The 25575-nt window shown below is 42.3% G+C and carries 25 protein-coding genes, 1 riboswitch and 1 other annotated feature; of the genes, 24 read left to right on the top strand and 1 reads right to left on the bottom strand.

Annotated features, from left to right (window positions below; translation table 11 throughout):
- Nucleotides 1-8 precede the first annotated feature (8 nt).
- Complete coding sequence (locus tag BPOF4_RS14420) at nucleotides 9-935, top strand: hypothetical protein (protein ID WP_012959926.1); 927 nt, start codon at nucleotides 9-11, stop codon at nucleotides 933-935.
- Complete coding sequence (ysxE, locus tag BPOF4_RS14415) at nucleotides 932-1942, top strand: spore coat protein YsxE (protein WP_012959925.1); 1011 nt, start codon at nucleotides 932-934, stop codon at nucleotides 1940-1942. The genes BPOF4_RS14420 and ysxE overlap by 4 nt, the downstream gene beginning before the upstream one ends.
- Nucleotides 1943-1997: 55 nt before the next feature.
- Here the strand turns inward: ysxE and BPOF4_RS14410 are convergent, their stop codons facing one another.
- Entirely contained in the window at nucleotides 1998-2195 is a 198-nt protein-coding gene (locus tag BPOF4_RS14410; RefSeq protein ID WP_022628698.1) for a hypothetical protein, read from the bottom strand.
- A gap of 277 nt (nucleotides 2196-2472) precedes the next feature.
- Nucleotides 2473-2721 (top strand) — a binding site (T-box leader).
- 69 nt (nucleotides 2722-2790) lie between these two features.
- On the opposite strand from BPOF4_RS14410, the gene BPOF4_RS14405 reads away from it, so the two are divergent.
- The 22 genes from BPOF4_RS14405 to BPOF4_RS14305 all read left to right on the top strand — a co-directional run bounded on the left by BPOF4_RS14405 (nucleotide 2791) and on the right by BPOF4_RS14305 (nucleotide 25550).
- Complete coding sequence (locus BPOF4_RS14405; RefSeq protein ID WP_012959923.1) at nucleotides 2791-5433, top strand: valine--tRNA ligase; 2643 nt, start codon at nucleotides 2791-2793, stop codon at nucleotides 5431-5433.
- A 519-nt stretch (nucleotides 5434-5952) separates the two neighbouring features.
- Nucleotides 5953-7281, top strand: coding sequence for a bifunctional folylpolyglutamate synthase/dihydrofolate synthase (locus BPOF4_RS14400; RefSeq protein ID WP_012959922.1), 1329 nt, complete (start codon nucleotides 5953-5955; stop codon nucleotides 7279-7281).
- Between the two features lie 189 nt (nucleotides 7282-7470).
- On the top strand, nucleotides 7471-8328 hold the full coding sequence (locus tag BPOF4_RS14395; protein WP_218959094.1) for a hypothetical protein: 858 nt from the start codon (nucleotides 7471-7473) through the stop codon (nucleotides 8326-8328).
- A 3-nt stretch (nucleotides 8329-8331) separates the two neighbouring features.
- Complete coding sequence (locus tag BPOF4_RS14390; RefSeq protein ID WP_012959920.1) at nucleotides 8332-9819, top strand: VanW family protein; 1488 nt, start codon at nucleotides 8332-8334, stop codon at nucleotides 9817-9819.
- Nucleotides 9820-9831: 12 nt separating this feature from the next.
- Complete coding sequence (locus tag BPOF4_RS14385) at nucleotides 9832-11502, top strand: GspE/PulE family protein (protein WP_012959919.1); 1671 nt, start codon at nucleotides 9832-9834, stop codon at nucleotides 11500-11502.
- A gap of 24 nt (nucleotides 11503-11526) precedes the next feature.
- Nucleotides 11527-12567, top strand: a complete 1041-nt coding sequence (locus tag BPOF4_RS14380; RefSeq protein WP_012959918.1) for a type IV pilus twitching motility protein PilT — start codon at nucleotides 11527-11529, stop codon at nucleotides 12565-12567.
- Nucleotides 12568-13776 carry a type II secretion system F family protein gene (locus BPOF4_RS14375; protein ID WP_012959917.1) on the top strand — a complete coding sequence of 403 codons (1209 nt, stop codon included), beginning with the start codon at nucleotides 12568-12570 and terminating at the stop codon, nucleotides 13774-13776. It abuts the gene before it with no gap.
- An 88-nt stretch (nucleotides 13777-13864) separates the two neighbouring features.
- Nucleotides 13865-13948: riboswitch (cyclic di-GMP riboswitch) on the top strand.
- A gap of 85 nt (nucleotides 13949-14033) precedes the next feature.
- A complete protein-coding gene (locus BPOF4_RS21685) occupies nucleotides 14034-14504 on the top strand; it encodes a type II secretion system protein (RefSeq protein ID WP_081457677.1) in 471 nt (156 codons plus the stop codon).
- A gap of 90 nt (nucleotides 14505-14594) precedes the next feature.
- Nucleotides 14595-15356 (top strand): prepilin peptidase, encoded by a 762-nt coding sequence (locus tag BPOF4_RS14365; protein WP_012959915.1) that lies wholly within the window; start codon nucleotides 14595-14597, stop codon nucleotides 15354-15356.
- A 48-nt stretch (nucleotides 15357-15404) separates the two neighbouring features.
- The gene (pilM, locus tag BPOF4_RS14360) at nucleotides 15405-16385 is read left to right on the top strand and encodes a type IV pilus biogenesis protein PilM (RefSeq protein ID WP_012959914.1); all 981 of its coding nucleotides are present in this window, start codon (nucleotides 15405-15407) and stop codon (nucleotides 16383-16385) included.
- Complete coding sequence (locus BPOF4_RS14355) at nucleotides 16385-16975, top strand: hypothetical protein (protein ID WP_012959913.1); 591 nt, start codon at nucleotides 16385-16387, stop codon at nucleotides 16973-16975. The genes pilM and BPOF4_RS14355 overlap by 1 nt, the downstream gene beginning before the upstream one ends.
- A complete protein-coding gene (locus BPOF4_RS14350) occupies nucleotides 16972-17751 on the top strand; it encodes a hypothetical protein (RefSeq protein WP_012959912.1) in 780 nt (259 codons plus the stop codon). Before BPOF4_RS14355 ends, BPOF4_RS14350 begins: the two co-directional genes overlap by 4 nt.
- A gap of 128 nt (nucleotides 17752-17879) precedes the next feature.
- Nucleotides 17880-19025: a hypothetical protein gene (locus tag BPOF4_RS14345; protein ID WP_012959911.1), complete on the top strand. Its 1146-nt coding sequence runs from the start codon at nucleotides 17880-17882 to the stop codon at nucleotides 19023-19025.
- 147 nt (nucleotides 19026-19172) lie between these two features.
- Nucleotides 19173-19748, top strand: a complete 576-nt coding sequence (locus BPOF4_RS14340) for a Maf family protein (protein ID WP_012959910.1) — start codon at nucleotides 19173-19175, stop codon at nucleotides 19746-19748.
- A gap of 60 nt (nucleotides 19749-19808) precedes the next feature.
- Nucleotides 19809-20501: a RadC family protein gene (gene radC / locus BPOF4_RS14335; RefSeq protein ID WP_012959909.1), complete on the top strand. Its 693-nt coding sequence runs from the start codon at nucleotides 19809-19811 to the stop codon at nucleotides 20499-20501.
- A gap of 195 nt (nucleotides 20502-20696) precedes the next feature.
- A complete protein-coding gene (locus BPOF4_RS14330) occupies nucleotides 20697-21737 on the top strand; it encodes a rod shape-determining protein (RefSeq protein WP_012959908.1) in 1041 nt (346 codons plus the stop codon).
- Between the two features lie 13 nt (nucleotides 21738-21750).
- Nucleotides 21751-22623: a rod shape-determining protein MreC gene (mreC, locus tag BPOF4_RS14325; RefSeq protein WP_012959907.1), complete on the top strand. Its 873-nt coding sequence runs from the start codon at nucleotides 21751-21753 to the stop codon at nucleotides 22621-22623.
- The gene (gene mreD, locus BPOF4_RS14320) at nucleotides 22623-23147 is read left to right on the top strand and encodes a rod shape-determining protein MreD (protein WP_012959906.1); all 525 of its coding nucleotides are present in this window, start codon (nucleotides 22623-22625) and stop codon (nucleotides 23145-23147) included. Before mreC ends, mreD begins: the two co-directional genes overlap by 1 nt.
- A 140-nt stretch (nucleotides 23148-23287) precedes the next feature.
- The gene (locus BPOF4_RS22260) at nucleotides 23288-23428 is read left to right on the top strand and encodes a hypothetical protein (protein WP_158305574.1); all 141 of its coding nucleotides are present in this window, start codon (nucleotides 23288-23290) and stop codon (nucleotides 23426-23428) included.
- On the top strand, nucleotides 23425-24111 hold the full coding sequence (minC, locus tag BPOF4_RS14315; RefSeq protein ID WP_012959905.1) for a septum site-determining protein MinC: 687 nt from the start codon (nucleotides 23425-23427) through the stop codon (nucleotides 24109-24111). Before BPOF4_RS22260 ends, minC begins: the two co-directional genes overlap by 4 nt.
- A 27-nt stretch (nucleotides 24112-24138) precedes the next feature.
- Entirely contained in the window at nucleotides 24139-24933 is a 795-nt protein-coding gene (gene minD, locus BPOF4_RS14310) for a septum site-determining protein MinD (RefSeq protein ID WP_012959904.1), read from the top strand.
- A 101-nt stretch (nucleotides 24934-25034) separates the two neighbouring features.
- Entirely contained in the window at nucleotides 25035-25550 is a 516-nt protein-coding gene (locus BPOF4_RS14305) for a type 1 glutamine amidotransferase domain-containing protein (RefSeq protein ID WP_012959903.1), read from the top strand.
- Nucleotides 25551-25575 lie beyond the last annotated feature (25 nt).

The following is a 25575-nucleotide window of genomic DNA, read 5'->3' as shown; positions in this document are numbered from 1 at the left end:
GAGCTGCTATGATAGAACTTGTGGATTGGCTAAAAAAACAATATGGATTTAAGCAAGTTGAATTTATTAACGAGGCAGTCATTCTTACCGACCAAGGACGGAAGCGAATTCGTTCTTGGTCGGATTCTTCCTTACTTGACTGGCATATCAAATGGCGTGACAACTGCATCCAAACACCCCTTGTTTTATGTGATCGCATGATCCGCACCAAAGAGGAAGAAGCCTCAGCTAAATGGCGCGACCAATGGATTACTCTTCATGACGAATTAGAAGAGCCATATCCGCAGCTAGGTCATGAACAAGCATGGGGGGTATTATTTGGACTAATGATCACGAACGGCATTCAAACAAAAGGTGAACAAGCTGTTAGAAGACCGGCTGACCAAAAAGTTGAATGGAAGGACGATCATTGGAATCCTGTTCTGTTAAATGGATTAAGACCAGACATTCAAACTCAAATGAGGAAATACCATAAAGAAGCGTTAGACCGTAGAAAGAAAGCAAAAGCTCTTTCGATTAAAGTAAGTCATATAAAAAAGCCAGTCCTAGATCCTATTCATACTGCAAAGCAAGCCAGGTGTATTTATGATGTCTTAGTATGGCAAGGCACAAATGAACAACCAGAATCAGGCTACCATTCCTTAAGATCTTTTCTAATGCAATGGCATAAAGAGAATGGCACTAACTCCCTTAGAGACCTCATTCATTCGATGGGACAAACAGAAGGGTTTAACAAAGATCAAGCGTTGCTCTTACTTCAAGAATGTCTTGAACCCTATGAATGGGCAAGTGCAGCAAATGCGCTGATGAACAATAGAAGTGAACGAGAAATAGAAGAAAAGCTTACACAGATGAGACTTGAATGGGATGCTGCTAAACATCTTGTCGTTATTTTAGCCAGGTGGATAGATGAACAAAAGAAGGTGGTTATATGAGGCAACACGTTGTTAGTCCCTATGCCTCTATTTTGTTTTATTACGACCTTTACCCAGATCATATTGAAGATTTCGGTAAGGTCAAAAAAGTTACCACATCTAGAGGAACATTTGCCCTGAAAGAAACAACGATGAACCGGATGGAAGCGGATGAATTTATCCATGCGATGAGAAAGCTTTCGAAATTAAACTATAAACAAGCAATTCCGATCATGCCGACAAAATACGGGGAGTATACGGTTGCCACGAATACTCATACGTATTATGTGATGCCTTGGTATGAGGGAGTAGAATATATGGGCCGGGAATCTCAGGAAGAGAAGCTCGCTACACAAATGGCTGTCATTCACCGTTTGACAGTAAAAACACAACCATTTGTAAAAGAACAAGTAGATCAGTCCTTTAATGAGCTGCAGAAAAGATGGGAAATGAAGCGGCTTGAGCTGAATCGCTTTGCTGATTTTGTAGAACGAAAAAATTATATGTCGCCGTTTGAGCTGACATTTATCACTCATGCGCATATGCTCGATCAAATGGCTGTTAAAGCGAGCGAACATTTGCAAAACTGGTATGAAGCATGTCTTGAAAAAGAAAAGTACCGCACGGTTTTATGCCACGGCCGGATCTCTCGTGCGCATGCCATTTTCAATATGGAAAATGAACCAACACTTATAAATTTTGAAAAGGCCAGCATCGATACGCCAGCTAGAGACCTAGCGAGCTTCTGCCGTCAAAATTTTCGTTATACGATGTGGAATGAAGATGAGGTATTAAGGTGGTTTATGAGATATGAGCGCCATCTCCCTTTACTTGATGAAGAGAAAGAGCTGCTTTGCGGGTATTTAATGTTTCCTGAACCGGTGGTGTTTGCAGTGGAATCATACATTAATAAGCGTTCTGAGCTTAGCGAGCTGCAGCATGTCCAACGTTTAGAGAAACGACTCATCTCTTTGCGTAAAGTTCAACGATTAAGCCAAAAATTAATTATTCCGCCAGAAGGAAGCTGACGTTCTCTGCCTAAGCGTAGAGAACGTTTTTTTATAAAAAAACTCTCTTATTAAGCTAGAATAACTTTAATAAGAGAGAACAATATAGAACGAACATTAATGTAAGCAAGATGACGTCAAAAGTCGTTGGAAACAGCAGCGTACGTAAAAATTGAAAGCAGATTAACGGCAGCAATATCTGGGCAAACATCGCTCGTATTTTAAGCCACCAAGGGGGACGATGATAATGACGACGGTATTTTCGGCCCATCATGTTGAGCCCTCCTTCAATTGAACCAATCTTTGAACCAATCTCTCATTACTGTACTCTATGCGTATGCCGCAGTATGTGTGCAAGCTGCTTTTAGTCATTCTGCCGTAGCGCTTCTTAGGTTTTGTACATAGAATAGTATATGATTTAGTAAGAGTGGAAAAGCTGATATTGACGAATGAATAACAAACAAGCTAAAATAGATGAGAATTGTCCTACGGGAATATACAATTAAGTTAACCACATGAGTTAACCTATACAGTTAACCATACAGTTGAAAATAGATGCGTAGAATGGGAAGAGTAAATTCTGAACCTTTCAGAGAGAGAAATCATTAGCTGTGAGATTTCTTAAGATGTAGGAATTGAATGTCGCCCAGGAGCAGCCCCGCTGAACGATTAGTAAGCGTGGTCGGTTAGATGCCGTTATCAAATGAAGTGTGCAGCCGCACTGCTTACTATTGAAGTAGGTTAAATGGCAGCTGCAAACAAAGGTGGTACCGCGAATACAAACTCTCTTCGTCCTTTGGAGGAAGAGGGTTTTTTCTATTTTCATAAAGATGGATGAATAAGTTAGAGCAAAGAAAGAGGGATACTTAATGGAGAAAAAAGAGCTGACAATGCCTACAAAGTATAATCCGCAAGAAACGGAATCAAAGTGGTATTCATATTGGCTAGAGGGCAAGTATTTTGAAGCAACAGGAGATTCAAAAAAACAACCGTATTCGATCGTCATTCCACCGCCTAACGTAACAGGAAAACTACATTTAGGTCATGCATGGGATACGACGTTACAAGATATTCTTTCTCGCGTTAAACGAATGCAGGGTTACGATACGTTATGGCTGCCGGGAATGGACCATGCGGGTATTGCGACTCAAGCGAAAGTAGAAGGGAAACTCCGTGAAGAAGGTGTGAGTCGTTATGACCTTGGCCGTGAAAAGTTTCTTGAAAAGTCGTGGGAGTGGAAAGAAGAGTATGCAGACTTTATTCGCAACCAATGGTCAAAGCTTGGTCTTTCACTAGACTATTCACGCGAGCGCTTTACGCTGGATGAAGGTTTATCAAAAGCAGTTAATGAAGTATTTGTTAAGCTTTATGAAAAAGGCTTAATCTATCGCGGCGAGTATATCATCAACTGGGATCCGCAAACGAAAACAGCACTATCTGATATTGAGGTTATTTACCAAGACGTACAAGGTGCCTTCTATCATATGAATTATCCTTTAACAGATGGAAGCGGAGAAATTGAAGTTGCGACGACTCGTCCTGAAACGATGCTTGGAGATACAGCTGTAGCGGTTCACCCTGAAGATGAGCGTTACAAGCACTTAATTGGAAAAACAGTTACTCTTCCAATTACAGGACGCGAAATTCCGATTGTAGCTGATGATTATGTCGATATGGAATTCGGTTCTGGTGCAGTGAAAATCACTCCAGCTCATGACCCGAATGACTTTGAAATTGGAAACCGCCATAATCTAGAGCGCATTCTTGTGATGAATGAAGATGGAACAATGAATGCGAAAGCTGGAAAATATGATGGCATGGACCGCTTTGAATGCCGTAAGCAAATCGTCAAAGATCTTCAAGAAGCAGGCGTTCTGTTCAAAATCGAAGAGCATACTCATTCAGTCGGACATTCTGAGCGAAGCGGCGCAGTAGTAGAGCCTTATTTATCAACCCAGTGGTTCGTCAAAATGCAGCCTCTTGCTGATGCAGCAATCGAACTGCAAAAATCAGAGGATAAAGTGAATTTTGTTCCAGATCGCTTTGAGAAAACATATTTACGCTGGATGGAGAACATACGTGACTGGTGCATCTCTCGTCAGCTATGGTGGGGACACCGTATTCCGGCTTGGTACCATAAAGAAACAGGCGAAGTGTATGTAGGCCACGAAGCTCCAAAAGATCCTGAAAACTGGAAGCAAGATGAGGATGTACTAGATACATGGTTCTCTTCTGCATTATGGCCGTTTTCAACAATGGGCTGGCCGGATACAAACGCTGCTGATTATGAGCGTTTCTATACAACGAATGTCCTTGTAACCGGCTATGATATTATTTTCTTCTGGGTATCACGTATGATCTTCCAAGGTCTTGAGTTTACAGGCAAGCGTCCGTTTAATGATGTATTAATTCATGGTCTTGTTCGAGATTCAGAAGGCCGCAAGATGAGTAAATCATTAGGCAACGGAGTTGATCCAATGGATGTTATCGACAAATACGGTGCAGATGCTCTGCGTTTCTTCCTTTCTACAGGAAGTTCCCCGGGAAATGACTTACGTTTTTACTGGGAAAAAGTCGAATCTACTTGGAATTTCGGCAATAAAATTTGGAATGCTTCACGCTTTGCCCTAATGAATATGGACGGGTTAACGTATGATGAGATCGATCTAAGCGGTGAAAAATCAATTGCTGATAAATGGATCTTAACTCGTCTTCAAGAAACGACAGAAGATGTGACACGCTTAATTGATGCGTATGAGTTCGGTGAAGTAGGCCGTCTATTGTACAACTTCATTTGGGATGATTTCTGTGATTGGTATATTGAAATGGCTAAATTACCTCTTAATAGTGATAATGAAGAAGCAAAACGGACAACGCGTTCTGTTCTCGCTTATGTGCTTGATCAGACAATGCGACTTCTTCACCCGATTATGCCATTTATTACCGAGGAAATATGGCAGCATTTGCCGCATCAAGGCGATTCCATCACTGTTGCAGAATGGCCTGTGCGTAAAGAAGAATATATCTTCGCAGATGCAGTAAAAGATATGGAGCTTCTTAAAGAAATGATCCGCTCGGTTCGTAATACTCGTGCAGAGTTAAATGTACCAATGAGTAAGCAAATTGAGCTGATTGTCAGCGCAAAGGATGCAGATACACTGGCTCAACTAGAACGTGGCAAGAGCTACATTGAGAAATTCTGTAACCCAAGCAAGCTTGAATTAGGTACAGCCCTTAAAGCTCCTGAAAAATCAATGTCTCAAGTTCTTACAGGTGTTGAATTATTCCTTCCATTAGCAGGACTCTTAGACCTTGATGCTGAGATTAAGCGTCTAGAAGGAGAACTTAAGAAATTAGATAAAGAAGTAGAGCGTGTAGATAAGAAGCTAAGCAACCAAGGCTTTATTGCTAAAGCTCCAGAAAAAGTAATTGAAGAAGAAAAAGCAAAACAAGCTGATTACAAAGCGAAACGCGAAACCGTTAAAGAACGTATTGCAGAATTAAAAGCATAATAATATCGAGTCGTCGATCTCATAGAGGTTGGCGGCTTTTTAAAAATTGAGTTTTAGTTTATATGTTGGGTTATATGCGCAATAGCTGACAGCTGATGAGCATAAAAACACGCAGTCTATCGGTTCCTTAGTATTTAAGGTGTCGAGAAACAAGTAAAGGGGTCAGATTACGTGAGAACTTAGTTCAACATAAAATGACCGGGTATAGAATAAGACAATATTACTAAGGAAGAGGAATGAGAGTAGGTTTAATTGAGAATGCCAGAAACAAAATGTTTAACTCATTATACGAACGATAAGCGACTCTAGCGAAGTATCTTTCAGTAGCGGTATACGTTCCTGCATGTCTAAAGGATTTGGATTTAGTCTCTCTCACATTTGACGTGGTATCTATATATTTCTGATAAGACGAGAGGTAATTATTAGATAATAGATGCAGTTATTGAATTGATAGAGGAGTCATCGCTATAATGAGAGATAGTAGATTGATCGCGCACAGACAGATAGGGGAGTTGTAGCATGAGAAATGTAGAAGAGGCTATAGAATGGATTCATAGCTTGCTGCCTTTTGGAATAAAGCCAGGCTTAAAGCGGATGGAGTGGATGCTTGCGCGTCTCGGACACCCAGAGCGAGAATTAAAAACGATTCATATTGGAGGAACAAACGGGAAAGGGTCAACCGTAAGCTATCTTCGTCATATGTTAGAAGCAAGCAGCTATAAAGTCGGTACCTTTACTTCACCATATATTGAATGTTTTGAAGAACGGATTTCTGTTAATGGTGAGCCGATCCCAGGCGATGACTTGCTTGAGTGTGCGAGTAAAGTGAAGCCGCTTGTAGAAGAACTTGAGAAAACCGAACTAGGTTCTCCAACAGAGTTTGAAGTGATTACGACAATCGGCTTTTTATACTTCGCAACAGTAAGCAAGCCGGATTTCGTGTTAGTAGAAGTAGGGCTTGGAGGCAGGCTTGATTCTACCAATGTGATTGATCCTTTGCTATCAATCATTACATCCATTGGTCATGATCATATGCATATTTTGGGTGATTCTCTTGAGGACATTGCATTTGAGAAGGCTGGGATTATAAAGTACGGCAAACCGGTTATTTCTGGTGTCAGTCAACCAGAGGCAAAACAAGTACTGAAAGAAAAAGCAGCGGAGGAAAAGGCTGCACTTAAACAGTTAAATGAAGACTTTGAACAAGTACTTATTACACGAAATGCAGCAAGTCAGATGTTCTCTTTCTATTCGCAACGTCTTTCATTCGACACTTGCACAATTCAAATGGCTGGCAAGCACCAACGCAATAATGCCGCACTAGCACTTGAAGCAATGATCACGCTAGGAGAGCTGGGAATTATTGAACTCGATACAGACCTCGTGTTAAAGGGGTTGAAAAACGCAAGCTGGGCAGGACGGTTTGAAGTGGTTAACAAGGAGCCGGTCATCATTCTCGATGGAGCTCATAACGAGGAGGGGATGAGTGCACTCGCTGAAACGCTGACCTCTCATTATCCAGATAAGCATTATAAGCTCGTTATGGCTGCAACGAAAGAAAAGGATATGAAAAAACTGCTCGCTCCTTTTGAGACAATGGATGCAGATTTCACGTTTACAACCTTTGATTTCTTCAGAGCCGCTTCTGAGCGTGAGTTGTATGAACAAGCATTAGTGCCGCATAAGAGGATGTCTATTTCATGGAGTGAAGCGATAAAGGATGCTGTTGGAAATATAAATGATAATGAAATCATTATCGTATCAGGTTCGCTGTATTTTGTATCAGATGTGAGAAGGTGGCTGAAGGAATCACCTGCTTTATCTCCGGATTTAATAGAAAATAAATAAGAGAAAGGAGAACCACATTTCTAAGAAAAGAAATGTGGTTCTCTTTTTTTAGGGAGAATCTGACTCTTTTATGATCATTTCGTTCTTTTTCATTTTTTTTCTTGCTTGGTCTCAATTGATCTACTATCATCAACTTAAGGAGATGAAGTGACTATCATACTATGATGATAGTCAGTTTTTATAGAATGATTGAATGATATTAGAAGTCATTTGAAGAAGAAGGAGACGTTAACTCGTATGTATCCGATCGTAATGTTAGCAGCAGGTATGATACTGCTCGTTATTTTTTTCTGGAAGGTTCCTTTTAACCTTTCAATGAAGCAGCGCGTTCAAGTGATTATGATTTCAAGTTTACTTGTTGGTTTAACGCTTTTACTCGCTGCTCTTTATACATGGATCATTGCTGCGTTAGCTTTTATGGGACTGCTTTTGTTGTTTATTGTCGTATTAGGAAAGCAATTTGAGATAGACGAATGGGAAGAGGAGCAAACGGAAGAAACGGAAGGTCACTCTGAAAAGGGAGAGCCAGTCTTTTCTTTTAGTAGGGCTCCTGAAAAAAAGCTTCCAGAAACCGAATCAGCAGCTATGCTAGAAGAGGTCAGACAAGAAGAAATACCACCTTCTAATGAAAAAGAAGAAAACCAGCCAATTACGCAATCAGAAGAGACAGCTATGGAAGAATCTACAACGGCTCTAGATGAAAAGGGAGACGTAGAAGAAGACGTATTTGATTTCTTTGAACATCGCCCCAAAAGTTTATTGACTGAAGAGGAGACCGATTCAATGGAAGAGGACGAGGACCTTGGTATAAGCAGATTAGGTCTTGCTTCATCAATAGAAGAAAGCCATGAAGAAAGTAATGATCATGATCTACCGATACGAGTGGCACCAGAGGTTGATTGGATGAATGAAGAATCGCCGCTACATAGAGATGAAACGAATGATGAAAATCTTGCAAACTATGATCAAAAAAATACTGAGGAAGACTTCGTAACGGCGAGACAGCGATTGTTTGAGGAATTAGAAAATGACGATAAAAAGGACTGACGAATGTTGATGCAGCAACCATTCTTGCGCGCTTTTTTGCTTCTAATAGGATCTACTGCTTTTCTTTTTACTGTAACAGTTGGCGGGTCTGCTGTTTTAGGAGACTTGTGGTGGAAGAAAGGGGCTTATGAAACGGGAACGGAAATTGCTGGTGTATCAGTAGCCGGTATGGAGCAAAATGCGGCCAAACAAGTAATAGAAGATGAAGTGAATACGTGGTATGAGCAGGCGAGCCTCACTTTGTATCTATTTGAAGAAACAGCCATCCTGCCGAGTGATGTCATTGAATTTCAAGTCGATCAGGCTCTAACGGAAGCCGCTTCCCACAGGCAGGCAGAGATTTATGCTGTTGTGAATAAACAACGTTTGCGTGATGCGGTCAAGTCTCTATCCCGCTATCAAATATCGGAGTGGATAGATTACGACTCTTTGGCTTCATCGATTGAAGAAGAACTTCAGTCGATGAAGGAGAAGCGAGTGTCATTTGAATTAAGCAGACATTTTGAACAAGCTTTTCAATTAGAAGAGGTGAGTGTCGCATCCGTGCAGCTTTCTCAGGTGGAATCTACTTATCTGCCGCAATGGACAGAGGCATTAAACGGCTATGAAGTAAGCGGAAGAAGTGTATTTTCTGTGCAAGAAACGCTCAGAGAACTGCGACAGCCTTTAGTTGATAGTCAAGGACTCGATATGCTGGCAACTGTCCTGTTTCAATTGTTTGGCCAGACGAATATTCAAGTCGTTGAACGTCATACGGGGCTGACTTTGCCGGATTACACCGAAGCAGGCTACGCAGCAAGTGTGTCGGCTCAATCGATGGATTTTAAAGTATACAACCCTAACTACTATGATTATGTCCTGCAAACGAGCTATGAAAATAGTCAATTATCAATTGAGTTAATTGGAAAATCCTTTATCCATGACTATCAGCTGTTACTAGAGCAGCAAGAGGAGATCGCTCCGCGTACAATCGTTCAATTCTCACCTGACCGCCGCATTGGGGATAAAGAGGTTATAAGTGAGGGTGCGCCAGGATATTCTGTTCATGTGTATCATATTGAACGCTCGTTAGACGGCGACGTCATTGTGAAAAAGAAAATCGGCATTGATTACTACCCGCCTCAGCACAAAATTGAAGAGTGGAGCTTACAAGAAACGCCTGTTGACGAAGAACTGATTGAGGACACTAACCCAGCTCTGCCGCCGTCTGTCATATACCCATTGCCGCCAGGAGGAGATGCAGTCATAACTCCTGTACCGCCGGTAGATAATGGTTCGGGTGAGGCAAACCCGCCATCTGATAGACCAAGCAGCGGAAATGAGGGTGCTGATGGGTCTGAGAGTGGAAACGACAATGGGAACAGTAGTGGAAGCGGGAGTGGAAACGGAAATGGAAATGATACAAACAAAGTCCCGGAACAGTCTGATAATGGAACTTCCCACGATGAGAATGGTGAGTCAGAGAAGCCTAAAGTGAAGGGTGAAGAATAGAGGTGAATAAAGATGGCTCGTGTACGCAAACGGATAGGGGATTTATTAGTAGATGCCGGCTTTTTAACAAGCGAGCAGTTAAAGCAGGCGCTTGGGAGTAAGAAGCCAGGGCAGAAATTAGGTGATGCCCTCTTAGAATTAAATTATATATCAGAAGCACAGCTGATTGAAGCACTTGAGGTCCAGCTTGGCATCAAGCATGTCAGCCTTTTTCGTTACCCAATTGATACCTCATTGATGAAAATGGTGCCAAAAGAATTTGCGATGAGAAATCAACTGATCCCTCTTAAAAAAGAAGGGAACATGATGTATGTCGCGATGGTCGATCCGATGGATTACTATGCGATAGATGATCTGAGAATGTCGACGGGGTTTCAAATAGAGGCGGCTATTGCGACAAAAGATGAGGTTGAACAAGCGATTGAACGCCATTATCAATTAGACGATGCATTCTTGCAGGCAGAACTCGATGAAAAGGATCTAGAAGCGCTTGCAAATGCGAATCCTGCTGATGCAGATGAGGAAGATGCTCCTGTCATAAAGCTTGTTAATCAAATTTTACAAGCGGGTCTCGTTCAAAAAGCGAGTGATATTCATATTGATCCAATGGAGAAGAAAATAGTTATTCGCTACCGTGTGGACGGGGTGTTAAAAACGGAGCGGGTGTATCCAAAGCGGATTCAAAATTCACTTGTAGCCCGTTTGAAAATCATGGCGAACCTAAACATTACAGAAGTCCGCCTTCCGCAAGACGGCCGGATTAAGACATCGATTCAAATGACACCGATTGATTTGCGGATCTCAACGCTGCCTACCGTGTACGGAGAAAAGGTAGTGATCCGGATTTTAGACCTTGGCAGTACGCTGAATAAGCTTTCACAACTCGGCTTTAATAAAATTAATCATCAACGGTTTCTTAAAATGATTGAACAGCCGTCGGGGCTTATTTTAATTACGGGGCCTACTGGGTCTGGTAAATCATCAACACTGTATGCGGCACTTAACCACGTGCACTCAGAGCAAGTGAATATTATCACGATTGAAGACCCAGTTGAATATCAAATTGAGGGCATCAATCAAGTGCAGGTGAACGCTCAAGTAGGGCTGACATTTGCTGCCGGCCTGCGCTCAGTATTGAGGCAAGACCCTAATATCGTTATGGTCGGGGAAATCCGTGATACTGAAACAGCTGAAATAGCGATCAGAGCTTCATTAACTGGACACCTTGTCTTAAGCACGCTTCATACGAACAGCGCGATTGCAACGATTCCTCGTCTGATTGATATGGGGATTGAGCCGTATTTAGTCGTCTCTTCGTTATCTGGTATTGTAGCGCAGCGTCTTGTGAGAAAAATATGTCCGATGTGTGCAGAAGAATTTGAGCCGACTGAAATGGAGCGGAATTTATTTGAAAAACGCGGCATCAAACCTTCTAAAGTAAAAAGAGGGAGCGGCTGTCCGTCTTGCAATGCGACAGGGTATAAAGGAAGACTGGCGATTCAGGAAGTGTTAATGGTAACCGATGATATTCGTCAAATGATGATGAATAACAAATCAATGAGCACGATCCGTGATTATGCGATGAAACAAGGAATGATCTTCTTAATAGATGATGGTTTGCTCAAAGTAAAGCAGGGGTTAACGACAATCGAAGAAGTACTGCGTGTGGCGATGGATGAGTAAAGGAGAGATATGAGGAGTGATATGATGAAAGAGAAGCTGGAATCTTTACTAATTGAAGCATTTGAAATGGGGGCATCTGATATTCACCTAACCGTTGGGGTGCCACCTGTGATCCGTATAAACGGGGAACTTGCTCATCACGGTGAAGCGGTGCTAAAGCCGGCTGACACGGAGGGGATGGCGCGTGCGATTTTGTCGGAGCATCTATGGAAGGTGTTTCAAAAGCGGGGAGAGCTTGACTTCTCACATGGCATTCCTAAAGTGTCGCGTTTTCGTATCAATTCTTACTTCCAGCGCTCGTGTGTATGTCTTGCAATCCGAGTTGTGCCGACGAAAATCCCTACCCTAGATGACCTTTCGATGCCTGAAGTCTTAAAAGAGATTGCCCAAAAGCCTCAAGGACTAGTGCTTGTAACAGGTCCAACAGGAAGCGGGAAATCGACTACTCTTGCTTCAATGATTAATGAGATCAATGAGCATACGAATAAACATATTATTACGCTTGAGGACCCGATTGAGTATCTACATAAGCATAAGCGCTCAATTATAAATCAGCGTGAAGTAGGATTTGATACACAAAACTTTGCAAACGGGCTAAGAGGCTGCTTAAGGCAGGACCCTGACATTATTTTAGTAGGGGAAATGCGTGATTTAGAAACAATCTCGATTGCAATCACGGCAGCAGAAACAGGACATCTTGTATTAGGGACATTGCATACAACAGATGCCCCGGCAACGATTGACCGTGTGATCGATGTGTTCCCGCCAGAGCAGCAGCCGCAAGTTAGAATTCAGCTAGCTTCCGTCTTAGGAGCGGTCATCTCTCAGCGTTTATTTAAAACAGCAGATGGTAAAGGCAGGCGAGCGGCAACGGAAATTCTCGTCAATAATGCAGCTGTGAAAAACCTGATCCGCAACGAGAAAATTCACCAGATTCCAAGTGTGATGCAAACAAGCAGGGCAAGCGGGATGCACACGCTTGAGATGTCGATTAAAGAATTAGTTGACTCAGGTGCGGTCGACTTTGAAACAGTGAGCGCGTACGTAAGTGAAAGTGGGATGTAAATGGGCGTTTATAAATATTCAGGACGCGACCGGCGCGGACAAGTGAAAAACGGAAAAGTGAAAGCACCTTCAGAAAAGCAGGCCCGTCTCATGCTTAGAGAAGACGGGGTAGCCGTTAGGGAGCTGAGTGAGTCCAAAAGTATTCTTGATATGGAAATCGAGCTAGGTGCGGGCAGAGTGCGCTCACAAGACTTTGTCATTTATTTAAGGCAGTTTGCGACGCTCTTAAAAGCCGGGATCTCGGTGGTCGATGCTACTGTGATCTTGCGTGAGCAGACGTCTTCTAAAAAACTTAAAGCAGCCTTGCATGATGTAGAGGATGAATTGCGTGCAGGAAATCCGTTTTCTCAAGCGGCTGAAAATCAAAAAAAAGTGTTTCCGCCGCTATTTGTTAATATGGCCAAAGCAGGCGAGCTTGGCGGTAACTTAGACGATATCCTAGAGCGGCTTGCGAGCTATTATGAGAAACAACATAAAACTAAGCAAAAAGTGATGTCTGCGATGTCGTACCCGATTGTGGTTGGATTTGTGGCGATCATCATTGTGATTTTTCTATTATCCTATGTTGTACCAACATTTGCTGATATGTTTGCAAGCTTTAATGCCGAGCTGCCGATGATTACAGTGCTTGTACTCCAGGCAGGCGAGGTGTTCAGCAGACTATGGTGGCTTCTGCCGCTGGCCGTTATTTTAGTTATCGTGCTGTTGAAAATCGTGAACGATCGAGCGGAGCTTAGGTATTACCGTGACCTGTTTATTCTGCGGATGCCGATATTCGGGAAGCTGCTGCAAAAAGCAGCGCTCGCGCGAATGACGAGAACATTAAGCTCGCTGTTTTCAAGCTCTGTGCCGATCTTGCAGTCTGTTGCTATTGTAGAGCGGATTGCTGGAAACGAAGTGATTGCCCGAGTGATCCGCGAATCTCGTAATTCATTAGAGCGGGGGGAATCGATTGCAGAACCCATGCATAAGCATTGGGTATTCCCTCCTTTAGTAACGCAGATGATTGCGGTCGGTGAAAAAACAGGGTCACTAGATACAATGCTTGATAAAGTGGCAGATTTCTATGAGTCAGAAGTAGAAGCGGGAACAGACCAAATCAAAGCCTTAATTGAACCGGTCATGATCGTCATTTTGGCAGCTGTGGTCGGTGTGATTGTCGCAGCGATTGCGATTCCGATGTTTGAAATATTTGATGCGGTTGGATAGAAGATTTTTCTAGACAAATGAAGGATTTGCCAGTATGATTTCTGTAGAACCAATCTACTAGACATTTATACTTATAAAAGTATACGAATTTCATATGGAACGTGATGAAAAGCTATCTGTACATGGGCACTTGGGTAGTTTGGAGCAGCTAGTGCAACCGGCCAATTTTGTCATGACTACATGCAGGATTGGTTTTTTATATGCAGAGAGTTACTAAAGACGCGTGAACAGATGAAAATTGAAAAATGGAGGACACGATGTTGATGAAAAAATGGTTAAAACAAACGAAAAATGAAAAAGGCTTAACGCTGGTTGAGCTGTTGGCAGTTGTTGTGATTTTAGGTATTATTGCTGCGATTGCAGTACCGAGTATTAGTGGGATTATTGAGAATAGTAAGAAGGATGCAGCAATTTCGAATGCTCAGCAGGTATTGAGTGCTGCCAGGTTGTATGCTGCTAGTGGGGGAGATACGGATGACGATTTTAATTTTACTGAGAGTACGGAGAGTAGTACAGAGGAGGAGAGAACAGGTATTGCAGAATATCATGAGCCAATTACAAACCCTTGGGGAGAAGCTGATAGTGGTGTAGAATACACAATATCATTTACTGGAACTGTGCCAGCAATAATAATTGAATTTCCAGATGGTAAATGTGATATTGGAAATGATGGTGCACAAACTGCTACAGACTTATCTCAAAAAGGTAGAGATGCTTGTAACGAGTAATCATACACTTAACTACTAAAAAAGCCTATCCCTTCGATAGGCTTTTTCACTACACAAATTCTGAAAATCGTTACACCTTAGGAGGCCTTGATGGTTGATTGGTTGTTTATTGGTTATTTATTTGTATTCGGCCTGACGTTTGGGTCCTTTTTTAATGTCGTTGGGCTGCGTGTGCCGGCGGGTGAGTCGATTGTGGCCCCGCGCTCGCATTGTACGACGTGTGACCGTGATTTATCGACGCGGGAGCTGATCCCGGTTTTCTCTTATCTTTTTCAAAAAGGGAAGTGCCGCGGCTGCGGAACGAAAATTTCTCCGCTTTATCCGTTTGTAGAACTCGCAACTGGGTTGGCGTTCAGCGGGGCTTACGTGTTGCTTGGCTGGTCGTATGAATTAATTGTGCTTCTTTTACTTATTTCGCTTCTTGCTATTATTTTCGTCAGCGATATTCGCTACATGTTAATTCCAGATAAAATCCTATTATTTTTTACGCCGTTCTTTCTGCTTTTACGTTTGACCGTAGCACCGCTTGATCCATGGTGGTCCAGTCTTGTGGGAGCGGCTGTTGGATTTGGGTTGCTGCTCCTTATTGCGGTGATCAGCCGAGGTGGAATGGGCGGCGGAGACATTAAGCTGTTTGCTGTGCTTGGACTTGTTCTTGGCTGGCAGGACGTGCTGCTTGCCTTTTTCTTTTCATGCTTATATGGAACAATCATTGCTGGTATCGGGATGGCGGCTGGAAAAGTAAAACGCAAAAAGCCGATTCCATTTGGTCCTTTTATCGTACTCGGAGCTCTAACGGCTTATTTTTATGGAAATTCTCTAGTCCAATGGTATATAGGTCTATTCTTATAGTAAACTACGTATAAGAAGTTATTTTTAAAGAGAAATGGTGAATAGAAGATGAACCTTTTTCAACAAACGAACCAAAAGCGGCATGCCTTTATTATTAAAGATCATGTTATTCGCTATATAGGAAGCAAGCAGCCAGATCTCCTGCAAATCACTCAAATAAAAGAGCGCTACTTGCCTCTTGGGATTGTCGTGAACGGTCAGATTGAAGACATGACGACCTTTGTGACGATTTTGACTGAATGCGTGGAAGAATGGAAGCTGAAAAGACAACGAATTCAATTTTGCCTGCCGCAGCAGCATACGATTATTCGCACCCATTTTATTGATGGAACAATTCCGGATGAAGAAGTGAAGGGGCAGCTTTATTTGGATTTAGGAGAAAGCCTTTTGCTGCCGTTTGATGATCCGATTTTTGACTTTAAAGTAATTGGGATGCATGACGGTCAGAAGGAAGTGCTGCTCTTTGCTTCAAGAGAATCCGTTCTTAATCAATATATAGATGCCTTTTCTGAAGTCCATTTGAAACCCAATGCAGCTGATCTATCAACGCTTTCAGCTTACCGATTGTTTTTTGAAAATGGACAAGTTCAGACGGGGGCCTATGTGATTCAAGTGCAGATTGACGCGATGGTCACAACGATTACTATTTTTAAAGATCATCATCCGTTATTTTTAAGCACGATTCTCTCAGAACTTGACCAGGAAGGCTGGTCTTTAACAGGTGAAGGGGATGTGACCCGTCTAACGTGGACAAAGGAAGAGGAAGAAATGGAAGAAGCCATTGAAGAATGTGTCCGTGAAGTGGAAAAAGTGATGAATTTCTATCAGTTCAATGTGTTAAAAGGCGAGGGAGAAATGGGCCAAATGCTGCTTTGTGGCGATCATCCTTATCTCACTCAATTTGAGGCGGCGTTTAGTGAACGGCTCATGCTTGAAATTGTTGGTTTGTCTGAGCAAACGAAAAATGATGCGCCGGTAAGGTACTATGATGCCCAAGGCCTTGTGTTGAAAAAAGAGGTGTATCGTTAATGCTCGTTGAAGTGAATTTATTACCCGAGAAGCCTAAAAAAAATTATACGAGTATTTTATATGCGGGGGCCTTTTTATTTCTACTGCTTCTAGCGGTGTTAACAACGTTCTTATTCCAGCGCCATCTGACACAAGAAGTGCAGGAGGTAAATGAACAAGTCTACAATGTTCAGCTTGAGTCTGCTCAAATAAGACAGGAGCTGACAGGGCTTGAATGGACAGATGCTAAGCAGATTGACTCGGCAGCTTCCGCTGTTGAGGGGCAGATCGTCCCTGCATCTTCTGTCGCGAGCTACATTGTATCTCTTTTGCCTGAGCGCGGTTTCATTCAATATTTCACTTACACACAGCCGCATTCCATTCTAGTGGATGTGCATTTTGATAGATTAGAAGAAATTGCCCAGTACCATGAAGCCTTAGAGAGCAGTTCACTCACGACTTCTGTTCGTCTCTCTGTCATTGACAGCCATGAAATGCTTGATGATGAGCAGCATGAGATAAACTTTGATGAAGTGAAATCACGGTACCTTGCAAGCTTTGAATTAACTTTAGACCGAGAAGAAGGTCGGGTTTTAGGTGATGAACAATGAGAGAAATACGGCTTGATAAAAGAATATGGATTTCTCTTTGCGGTTTGCTGTTAATCGGCTTTCTAATCTGGTTGTTTTTTAGTTTTATTCGTCCAATCCAGCTAGAAAAAGAAGCGGCCCTTGTGGAGCTTGAATATGAACAGGCGCAGTTAGCTGGGGTGATTGAAGAGGCGGAAGAGAAACCGTTAGAAGTGATCGAATCCTCCATGATGATCCAGCGTAAGCTTCCGGTGCGTCCGCTAGTTGACCAGCTGCTATTGACCTTTGCGAGAGCAGAAGGCATTGCTGATGCCTACATCCTCTCTATCGATATACAAGATGAAGCTGAAGGGGTCTGGTTTGGCGAGACAGGAGAGACATCTATCGAGGTTGAGCAGGGTCAAGAGCAAGATAATGAGCCCGAAGAATTAGAGGACTTTATCGAGCTTGAGGAGGAAGAAGAACCTGTACCTTCAACACCTCCTGCAGCTGCCTCGTCAATAGAAGGGCTAGAAGTGATTCGTTTTGTGCTTCGGGTCCGTACAAATGAATATGCAGGGCTGGCACGATTTGCTGAAGAACTAGATCGCAATGATCGATTAATGAGCATTGATTCGATTACGTACGCGGCTCCAAGTGAGCGAGTGTTAGTCGAAGATGAGCAGGAAGCGCTTGAATTTTTGATGACGGTATCGGCTTTTTATTACCCAATAGATGAGCCTGATTTAGAGCAAGAACTTCCGCAAGTAGATTATCCAAGACCGGCTAATAAGAGTTCGCCATTATACAACCAGTAGACGAAGACATCCTTTTCTTCGTCTCTTTTTTTAATTAGTTTATTCTAGTTTTTTTATTCTCTCGTTCTATCATTTCACCTCCGTTAATAGACTAGGAGTAAGAACATGTTGAAAGGAGCAGGTGCTGTATGGAGAGGGACAAGCGCACCATATCAATTCGCTTGAACAACAAAGAACAAGAATACAAAGAACATGAATATGATCTACATGAAGAAGAACAAGAATACAAAAGCCAAGACCGAGTGTTTAGTGAAGCAAAGGAAGAAATTACGGCGGCTCGGGATGAACGGTATGAAGCAGAGCTAGAGGATGCACCGATACCAAAGCCTGATAATGTGATCGATTTTACCGAGCGGCAAACAGAGCGAGAGAAGGGGAAAGGTCCTTTTTGGGATGATGGAAACCGTGAAAGCGGACCGAAGCTTCCGGTCAACCGAAAAAAGAAATCACAGCGTTCGTTTACGTTTTCACTTCCCTCGCTGCCTAATTTTTCTTCGCTGAAATCATTTTCACTCATACCTATAGCCATTATTTTATCTGCCATTATTGTCGGGGTTAGTTTCGGAGTCGTTGTGTTAAATGTCTTTACAGGGGGAGGGGAAAATGCAGCGGTAAGTGAGCCCATTCAACAAGCGAGTCCTGAGGCAGCACCTACTTTCCAAGCGATAGACGGCGGGTTGCCCTCTTTAAGTGTAGAAGTGATTCAAGGAGGAGCATTCTCCACCGTTGAAAAGGGGCAAGAAATGGTGTCAGTGTTTCAAAACAGCGGACTAGCTGCTGTGTTAACAGATACGACGGATCCTCTTTATTTGTTTGTCGGACTAGGGGCTGACAGAGGAGATACGACGTCGCTTGCTGCCATTCTAGAAAACGAAGGTAAAGAAACGTATTTAAAATCTTATCAAGTCAGCGGAGAAGGGTTAGCTGCTGCTAGTGAGAATTCAGCGGCATGGTATACCGATGCCTTATCTATCTTTAACAGCATGCTGACCCTCACGACAAACAGCCTTGCAAAAGGCTCTGGTATTTCAGATGCGGACATTCAAGCTGTTACAAAAGAGCTGACGACTCTTCATGAAGGTAGAGAAGAGGCTCTTGCAGAAATTCCTGAGGCGGCGCAAGCTTCGACATTGCTGCTTGGTACCGAGCTTGATTCATCACTAGGACATCTCGCTGGTTTTATGAATTCAAACGACCAAAAAGAATTATGGAAGGCTCAACAGTCGTTGCTGCGTGTATTACTGGCATACGAGCAGGTGGTAGAATTTTATTAAGATCATTAAGCCTGAAAAGAAGACTTTATCTTCTTTTTCAGGCTTTTTCGTTTGAATGTTCTGAATTCGATTGTGGTTATTAGGATTATTTGGTATTCTGTACATAACCTTGTACAATGAAGAAAAACATTGTTGAGGTGACCCTTCATGAAACCCTTTATTTTAGCCTCCGGTTCCCCAAGGCGCAAAGAGCTTCTTAAGCAGGCTCGTTATACATTTTCCATTCAAACAAGTGATGTAGATGAAACCGTAAATCCCCAGTTAACCCCAAGTGAAGTTGTTTGTGAACTCGCACGTAAAAAAGCTGAAGCTGTGGCACAGAATCATCCTGATGTGGTTGTGTTAGGTTCGGATACGGTCGTAGTGTGTAATGATCAGATTTTAGGTAAGCCTAGTGACGCCAAGGATGCAAAAGCGATGCTCACTTCCTTATCTGACCGTGATCATTCCGTTCTGACAGGTGTAGCTATTTGTGAAAAGGGAGAAGTGACGACGTTTTTTGAAGAAACCGTTGTTCATTTTTATCCATTATCTGAAGAAGATATCGATCAATATATCGAAACAGGTGAACCCTTTGATAAAGCAGGAGGATATGGAATCCAAGGATTCGGTGCCTATTTAGTGCATTCGATTTCAGGAGACTACAATACAGTTGTCGGTCTGCCTTTAGCGAAAACGATGAGAGAACTCAAGCACTTCAATATATACCCTAATATTAATTAATAAACGAACTGAACTGACCTTTGACAACCCCATACTCTTCTATACCGAAAGGAGAAAGCCATGACGCTGCCCACCCTCCTCATTAGAGATCTTCCTACCCATCAAAGACCAAGAGAGAGAATGCTTAAAGAAGGCGCCAATGTATTAACCAATCAAGAGCTTCTCGCGATCCTTCTTCGAAATGGGACAAAAAAAGAGTCTGCTCTGCAGCTTGCCGGCAAAATGTTAGATTCGTTTGACGGACTGACTTTATTGCGGACAGCGACGATCGAAGAATTATGTCATATAAATGGAATTGGAACAGCGAAAGCAGTAGAAATCCAAGCAGTGATGGAGCTCGGCAGACGGATCCACGCAGTCCCGACTGAAGAAAAATATGTGATACGTTCTCCTGAGGATGTGTCCAATTTCGTCATGGAAGATATGCGATTTCTAACGCAAGAGCATTTTATCGCTCTCTATCTGAATACGAAAAACCGCGTGATTCATCGTCATACCTTATTCATTGGCAGCCTGAACGCGAGTATTGTACACCCTAGAGAAGTGTTTAAAGAAGCGTTAAGACGCTCTGCTGCCTCAATCATTTGTTTGCATAATCATCCTTCAGGCGACCCCACTCCAAGCCTTGAAGATATAGAAGTGACTAAGCGGCTGAATGAAGCAGGCAAGGTATTAGGTGTCGAATTATTAGATCACGTCATTATCGGCGATCGCAAATTCATTAGTTTAAAAGAGCAGGGCCATATCATTTAGAAATAGATCATAGGTAGTAAAGGGTCTCATCAAGGGGAGATAGCCCTTTTGGTAGAAGTTCACGTGTTTCACATTATTTTAAAATGAAACAAAAGGTGGAAATTTTGTGTCGGGGAACTTAAGGCTATTTTTTTTGAGAAATGTTCGATATAATAAAGGTTATGATTTCAGATCAGTCTGAAGGGAGATACATAGATGTTTGGTGGGTTTTCAAAAGATATTGGAATTGATTTAGGAACAGCTAATACACTTGTTTATGTTAAAGGGAAAGGCATCGTAGTGCGTGAGCCGTCAGTGGTTGCATTACGTACAGATACAGGTTCAATTGAAGCAGTAGGAAATGATGCAAAGAATATGATTGGCCGTACTCCAGGAAATATTGTGGCTGTGCGTCCGATGAAAGACGGCGTTATCGCAGATTTTGATACAACAGCTACAATGATTAAGTATTTTATTCGCCAAACAGTTAAGAATCGTTCAGTTTTCACTCGTAAGCCTTCAGTGATGGTTTGTGTACCAACAGGGATTACAGCGGTTGAGAAACGCGCGGTAGAAGATGCAACCAAACAAGCGGGTGCAAAAGAGGCTTATACACTTGAAGAGCCGTTTGCAGCAGCGATTGGGGCAGATCTTCCTGTATGGGAGCCGACCGGGAGCATGGTTGTTGATATTGGCGGAGGTACAACTGAAGTAGCCATTATTTCACTTGGCGGAATTGTTACGAGCCAATCAATCCGTGTGGCTGGTGATGAGATGGATGATGCAATCATTCAGTATGTGAAAAAGAGATACAATTTGATGATTGGTGAACGTACAGCTGAGACGTTAAAGATGGAAATTGGAACAGCAGGAGCACCAGAAGGCGTAGATGATATGGATATCCGCGGACGTGATCTTGTCTCAGGACTTCCTAAGACCATCTCTGTAACAGCAGAAGAAATTTCCAAAGCTCTTGAAGATACAGTTACGACGATTGTAGAATCAGTGAAAAATACGCTTGAGCAATCACCGCCTGAGCTTGCAGCTGATATTATCGACCGCGGAATTGTACTAACAGGCGGCGGAGCTTTATTACGCAATCTTGACCGCGTATTAAGCGATGAAACAAACATGCCGGTAATCGTAGCTGAAAATCCGCTAGATTGTGTGGCCATCGGAACAGGCAGAGCGCTTGAAAATCTACATTTATTCCGTTCAAAAGCTGGGATAACGTCTCGTTCTGATAGAAAATCGTAAGTAGGTGTCTAGCATGCCATCCTTTTTCTCAAACAAAAAATTAATTATTCTTCTTGTCAGCATTATCATTTTGATGGCGCTGATTGGTTATTCGCTTTCTGATCGTGAGAATACAACACGGCCAGAGCAGTTTATGAGAGATACGGTTGGATGGGTGCAGTCTATGTTCTCAAAACCCGCACATTCTGTCGCGGGTTTCTTTGAGAGCGTATCTGATATTCGCAGCGTGTATGAAGAAAATAAACTTCTCAAATCACGTCTTGAAGAATACGCCCAAATCTCCGTAGAACGTAATTTACTTCGCGATGAGAATGAAACCTTGCGCGAAATGATCGACCTTGAAGAAAGTTTAAGTGATTACTTAATGAGACCAGCCGTTGTGATTCACCGTAATCCTGACCGCTGGAATGATTTTATTGCCATCAACCGCGGAAGCCAGCATGGTATTGAACCGAATATGGCGCTCGTTGATTCTCAAGGCGGCTTAATTGGTAAAGTGAAACGGACAAGTCAATTTAGTTCATTTGTGCAATTATTATCTGATAATGACAGGACCAACCGAGTCTCAGCGAAAATTGTCGGTGATCAAGCATTAAATGGCTTTATTGAAGGCTATGACGAGGATCGTGGTCTCCTCATTATGCGGAAGCTCGATATTGAGGCCGAGATCGAAGAAGAGCAAATGGTTACCACCTCTGGACTTGGGGGAGTGTACCCTGAAGGTTTATTAATTGGTGAAGTGGTTGAGGTAGAGCCGGATGAATACGGCTTGACTCAAAATGCCTACATTAAACCGACAGCAGATTACTATTCATTAAATTATGTTTACGTAATCGAGCGTACGAGTACCTCTGTTGATCCAGAGATATTAGAGGAGGATCAGTAGTGAGCCGTGCCTATCTTCCCACACTTTTATTGCTTGCTCTAGTCATTGAAGGAAGTTTATATCCATTTTTCATGCCGGAAAGATACGGTTCTGATCTCATCATGGTTCCGAGATTTCTTGTTGTTCTGCTTGTGTTTATTGGTATCTATACAGGAAGAAGCACCAGCTTAGTATATGCGCTGTGCTTTGGGGTCATATATGATGTGGTGTATACCGAACTTTTAGGTGTGTATGTGTTTGGGTTTGCTGTTGTTGGTTACGTCTTTGCTTTGTCTTATAAGCAGATCCAAGATAGTATTCTCGTGCCAATCCTTCTTGCCCTTGTCGCTGTGGCATTATTTGATTATTATCAATATGGATTGTTTCGTTTAATCGGCATTACAGATATGGGCGGCCAAGCCTTTGTGTTTGACCGGCTTTTGCCTACCCTGCTTTTAAACGGAGCTTTAGCCATTTTGGTGCTCTATCCGGTGAAGAAACTTTGCATGCATGTTCAGCATAACTCGAGGCTTCGTGAGCGTTAAGGCTCTAAATCGACAAAAACAAAAAAATATTAACAGAGTTCTAGTTAGGAAAGAGGGATTAGCCCCTTACATGTTGAATAAAACTATCAATCACCGATTTGAGCCTTTTTACTCATGTTCTTACTTGTTGAATAATTTGGTTGAACGAATGGGTCGAAGTAGACGGTCGAACGAATGAATGGAAACGACAGAAATCGATGCGAGATTCTTCCGATATTTTAGTAGTAAATAGATTTGAGACAGGCTTTAATGCGTGTGTGTCTGAGGTGAACGTTGAATGACGCAGAAAAAACAACATGTTACGATAAAAGGAACGAAAGATGGTCTGAACTTTTTATTAGATGACCGCTGTTCCTATGAAAGTTTACTAGAGGAACTAAAAGAAAAGCTTTCAACAAAGCATTACCAAGGATCAGATGAACCTGATGTGATGGTCAATGTGAAAGTAGGACATCGGTATTTAACAGAAGATCAAGCCGAAGAAATATCAAGCATAATAACGGAAGGCCGAAACCTGGCTATTGAAGAAATCCATTCAGATGTATTAACGAAAGCGGAAGCTGAGCTGTTAAGGCAGGAATCACAAGTCGTCACCCTTACGAAAATGGTTCGTTCCGGACAAGTTCTAAAAGTCCGAGGCGACCTGTTGTTAATTGGAGATGTGAACCCGAGCGGGACTGTGATGGCGACAGGAAATGTGTATATAATGGGTGCTCTAAAAGGAGTGGCTCATGCAGGTTTTGAAGGAGATACGAAAGCAGTTGTTGCAGCAGCACTTATGAGTCCCACGCAACTCAGGATTGCCGATCAGATTCACCAGTTTGATGAGGGTGACAAAGGAGTGGCAATGGCGAGTGCTTATCTTGATAGCGAGGCCGAGAGTTTTAAGCTTGAGAGAGTTCAAGACTTGATGCGTCAGCGTCCTAATCTTCAAAAGAATGATTCACAAATTATTGATGGATGAAGCGTGGTATAGAAAGGGGTCATGAGCATGGGAGAAGCAATAGTCATTACAAGTGGTAAAGGTGGCGTTGGAAAAACAACAACCTCTGCCAACATCGGTACTTCCCTTGCGCTTAATGGTAAGAAAGTTTGTCTTATTGATACTGATATCGGACTCAGAAACCTTGATGTGGTTATGGGGCTTGAAAACCGAATCATTTATGATTTAGTTGATGTCGTTGAAGGCCGCTGTAAATTGAAGCAAGCGTTAATTAAGGACAAGCGTTTTGAATGTTTATATTTGCTTCCAGCAGCTCAAACAAAAGATAAGCTTTCAGTTGAACCTGAACAAATGAAAGAAATCGTAAACGAATTAAAACAAGAATACGATTATGTATTAATTGATTGTCCGGCAGGGATTGAACAAGGATTTAAAAATGCAGTAGCCGGAGCAGACAAAGCAATTGTTGTCACCACTCCTGAGGTTTCTGCAGTTCGTGATGCCGATCGTATTATTGGACTTTTAGAACAAGAAGAGATTGAAGCTCCTAAGCTAGTTGTAAATAGAATCCGCGGGCATATGATGAAAAACGGAGAAATGCTTGATGTGGATGAAATTTCTTCGATTCTAGCAATTGATTTAATTGGAATCGTTGTAGATGATGAAGATGTCATCAAATACTCCAATAAAGGAGAACCGATCGCCTTACATACTGGAAGTAAAGCATCTATTGCATACCGCAATATTGCTAGACGAATTTTAGGTGAAGCTGTTCCATTAATGTCTTTAGAAGAGGAAAAGGGACTCTTTGCAAAAATTAAACAATTTTTTGGCGTTCGTTAAACCACCTGTTCTCGGGTGGTTTTTTCTTGCTTATCTTTATGTTTAATCACTTCAACAAAGGGTATTCTATCTCTAGAGTTAAACTAGAAGGAGTGATTATGTTGGGTAAGAAGATTGCAGTAGTTGTCACAGACTTATTTGAGGATGTTGAATACACAGATCCAGTTCATGCTTTTAAGGAAGCAGGACATGACATTGTAACGGTTGAAAAAGAATCAGGCAATAAAGTAACAGGCAAAAATGATGAAGAAACTGTAACAATTGATAAAGGGATTGACGATGTTTCTCCAGGTGACTTCGATGCCCTCTTCATTCCAGGAGGCTTCTCACCTGATATCCTTCGCGGTGATGACCGTTTTGTTCAATTTGCTAAATCATTTGTAGATGATGGCAAGCCTGTTATGGCGATCTGTCATGGTCCGCAGTTACTCATAACAGCAGAAGTATTGAAAGACAGAGATGTGACTGGATTCAAGTCCATTCATGTAGATTTGAAAAATGCAGGAGCGAAACTGCATGATGAGGAAGTAGTCGTTTGCGGCGGTAACTTAGTCACAAGCCGAACGCCAGATGATCTTCCAGCATTTAACCGAGAATCATTAAAGGTATTAGGATAAAAAGATGCCCCCATTTTATTGGGGG

This window comes from Alkalihalophilus pseudofirmus OF4, assembly GCF_000005825.2.
GTDB classification, from domain to species: domain Bacteria; phylum Bacillota; class Bacilli; order Bacillales; family Bacillaceae_D; genus Alkalihalophilus; species Alkalihalophilus pseudofirmus.
This window is presented reverse-complemented; position numbering and strand designations above follow the sequence as displayed.

Excerpts from the sequence above, each read along its gene's own strand:
- pilM (WP_012959914.1), top strand. The coding sequence starts at position 15,405 with ATGAACCTTTTTCAACAAACGAACCAAAAGCGGCATGCCTTTATTATT.
- minD (WP_012959904.1), top strand. The coding sequence starts at position 24,139 with ATGGGAGAAGCAATAGTCATTACAAGTGGTAAAGGTGGCGTTGGAAAA.
- BPOF4_RS14400 (WP_012959922.1), top strand. The coding sequence starts at position 5,953 with ATGAGAAATGTAGAAGAGGCTATAGAATGGATTCATAGCTTGCTGCCT.
- BPOF4_RS14385 (WP_012959919.1), top strand. The coding sequence starts at position 9,832 with ATGGCTCGTGTACGCAAACGGATAGGGGATTTATTAGTAGATGCCGGC.
- BPOF4_RS14330 (WP_012959908.1), top strand. The coding sequence starts at position 20,697 with ATGTTTGGTGGGTTTTCAAAAGATATTGGAATTGATTTAGGAACAGCT.
- BPOF4_RS14350 (WP_012959912.1), top strand. The coding sequence starts at position 16,972 with ATGAGAGAAATACGGCTTGATAAAAGAATATGGATTTCTCTTTGCGGT.
- BPOF4_RS21685 (WP_081457677.1), top strand. The coding sequence starts at position 14,034 with ATGTTGATGAAAAAATGGTTAAAACAAACGAAAAATGAAAAAGGCTTA.
- BPOF4_RS14410 (WP_022628698.1), bottom strand. The coding sequence starts at position 2,195 with ATGATGGGCCGAAAATACCGTCGTCATTATCATCGTCCCCCTTGGTGG.
- BPOF4_RS14340 (WP_012959910.1), top strand. The coding sequence starts at position 19,173 with ATGAAACCCTTTATTTTAGCCTCCGGTTCCCCAAGGCGCAAAGAGCTT.
- BPOF4_RS14365 (WP_012959915.1), top strand. The coding sequence starts at position 14,595 with ATGGTTGATTGGTTGTTTATTGGTTATTTATTTGTATTCGGCCTGACG.
- BPOF4_RS14405 (WP_012959923.1), top strand. The coding sequence starts at position 2,791 with ATGGAGAAAAAAGAGCTGACAATGCCTACAAAGTATAATCCGCAAGAA.
- BPOF4_RS14380 (WP_012959918.1), top strand. The coding sequence starts at position 11,527 with ATGAAAGAGAAGCTGGAATCTTTACTAATTGAAGCATTTGAAATGGGG.
- mreC (WP_012959907.1), top strand. The coding sequence starts at position 21,751 with ATGCCATCCTTTTTCTCAAACAAAAAATTAATTATTCTTCTTGTCAGC.
- BPOF4_RS14390 (WP_012959920.1), top strand. The coding sequence starts at position 8,332 with ATGTTGATGCAGCAACCATTCTTGCGCGCTTTTTTGCTTCTAATAGGA.
- BPOF4_RS14345 (WP_012959911.1), top strand. The coding sequence starts at position 17,880 with ATGGAGAGGGACAAGCGCACCATATCAATTCGCTTGAACAACAAAGAA.
- ysxE (WP_012959925.1), top strand. The coding sequence starts at position 932 with ATGAGGCAACACGTTGTTAGTCCCTATGCCTCTATTTTGTTTTATTAC.
- BPOF4_RS14355 (WP_012959913.1), top strand. The coding sequence starts at position 16,385 with ATGCTCGTTGAAGTGAATTTATTACCCGAGAAGCCTAAAAAAAATTAT.
- minC (WP_012959905.1), top strand. The coding sequence starts at position 23,425 with ATGACGCAGAAAAAACAACATGTTACGATAAAAGGAACGAAAGATGGT.
- radC (WP_012959909.1), top strand. The coding sequence starts at position 19,809 with ATGACGCTGCCCACCCTCCTCATTAGAGATCTTCCTACCCATCAAAGA.
- BPOF4_RS14375 (WP_012959917.1), top strand. The coding sequence starts at position 12,568 with ATGGGCGTTTATAAATATTCAGGACGCGACCGGCGCGGACAAGTGAAA.
- BPOF4_RS14420 (WP_012959926.1), top strand. The coding sequence starts at position 9 with ATGATAGAACTTGTGGATTGGCTAAAAAAACAATATGGATTTAAGCAA.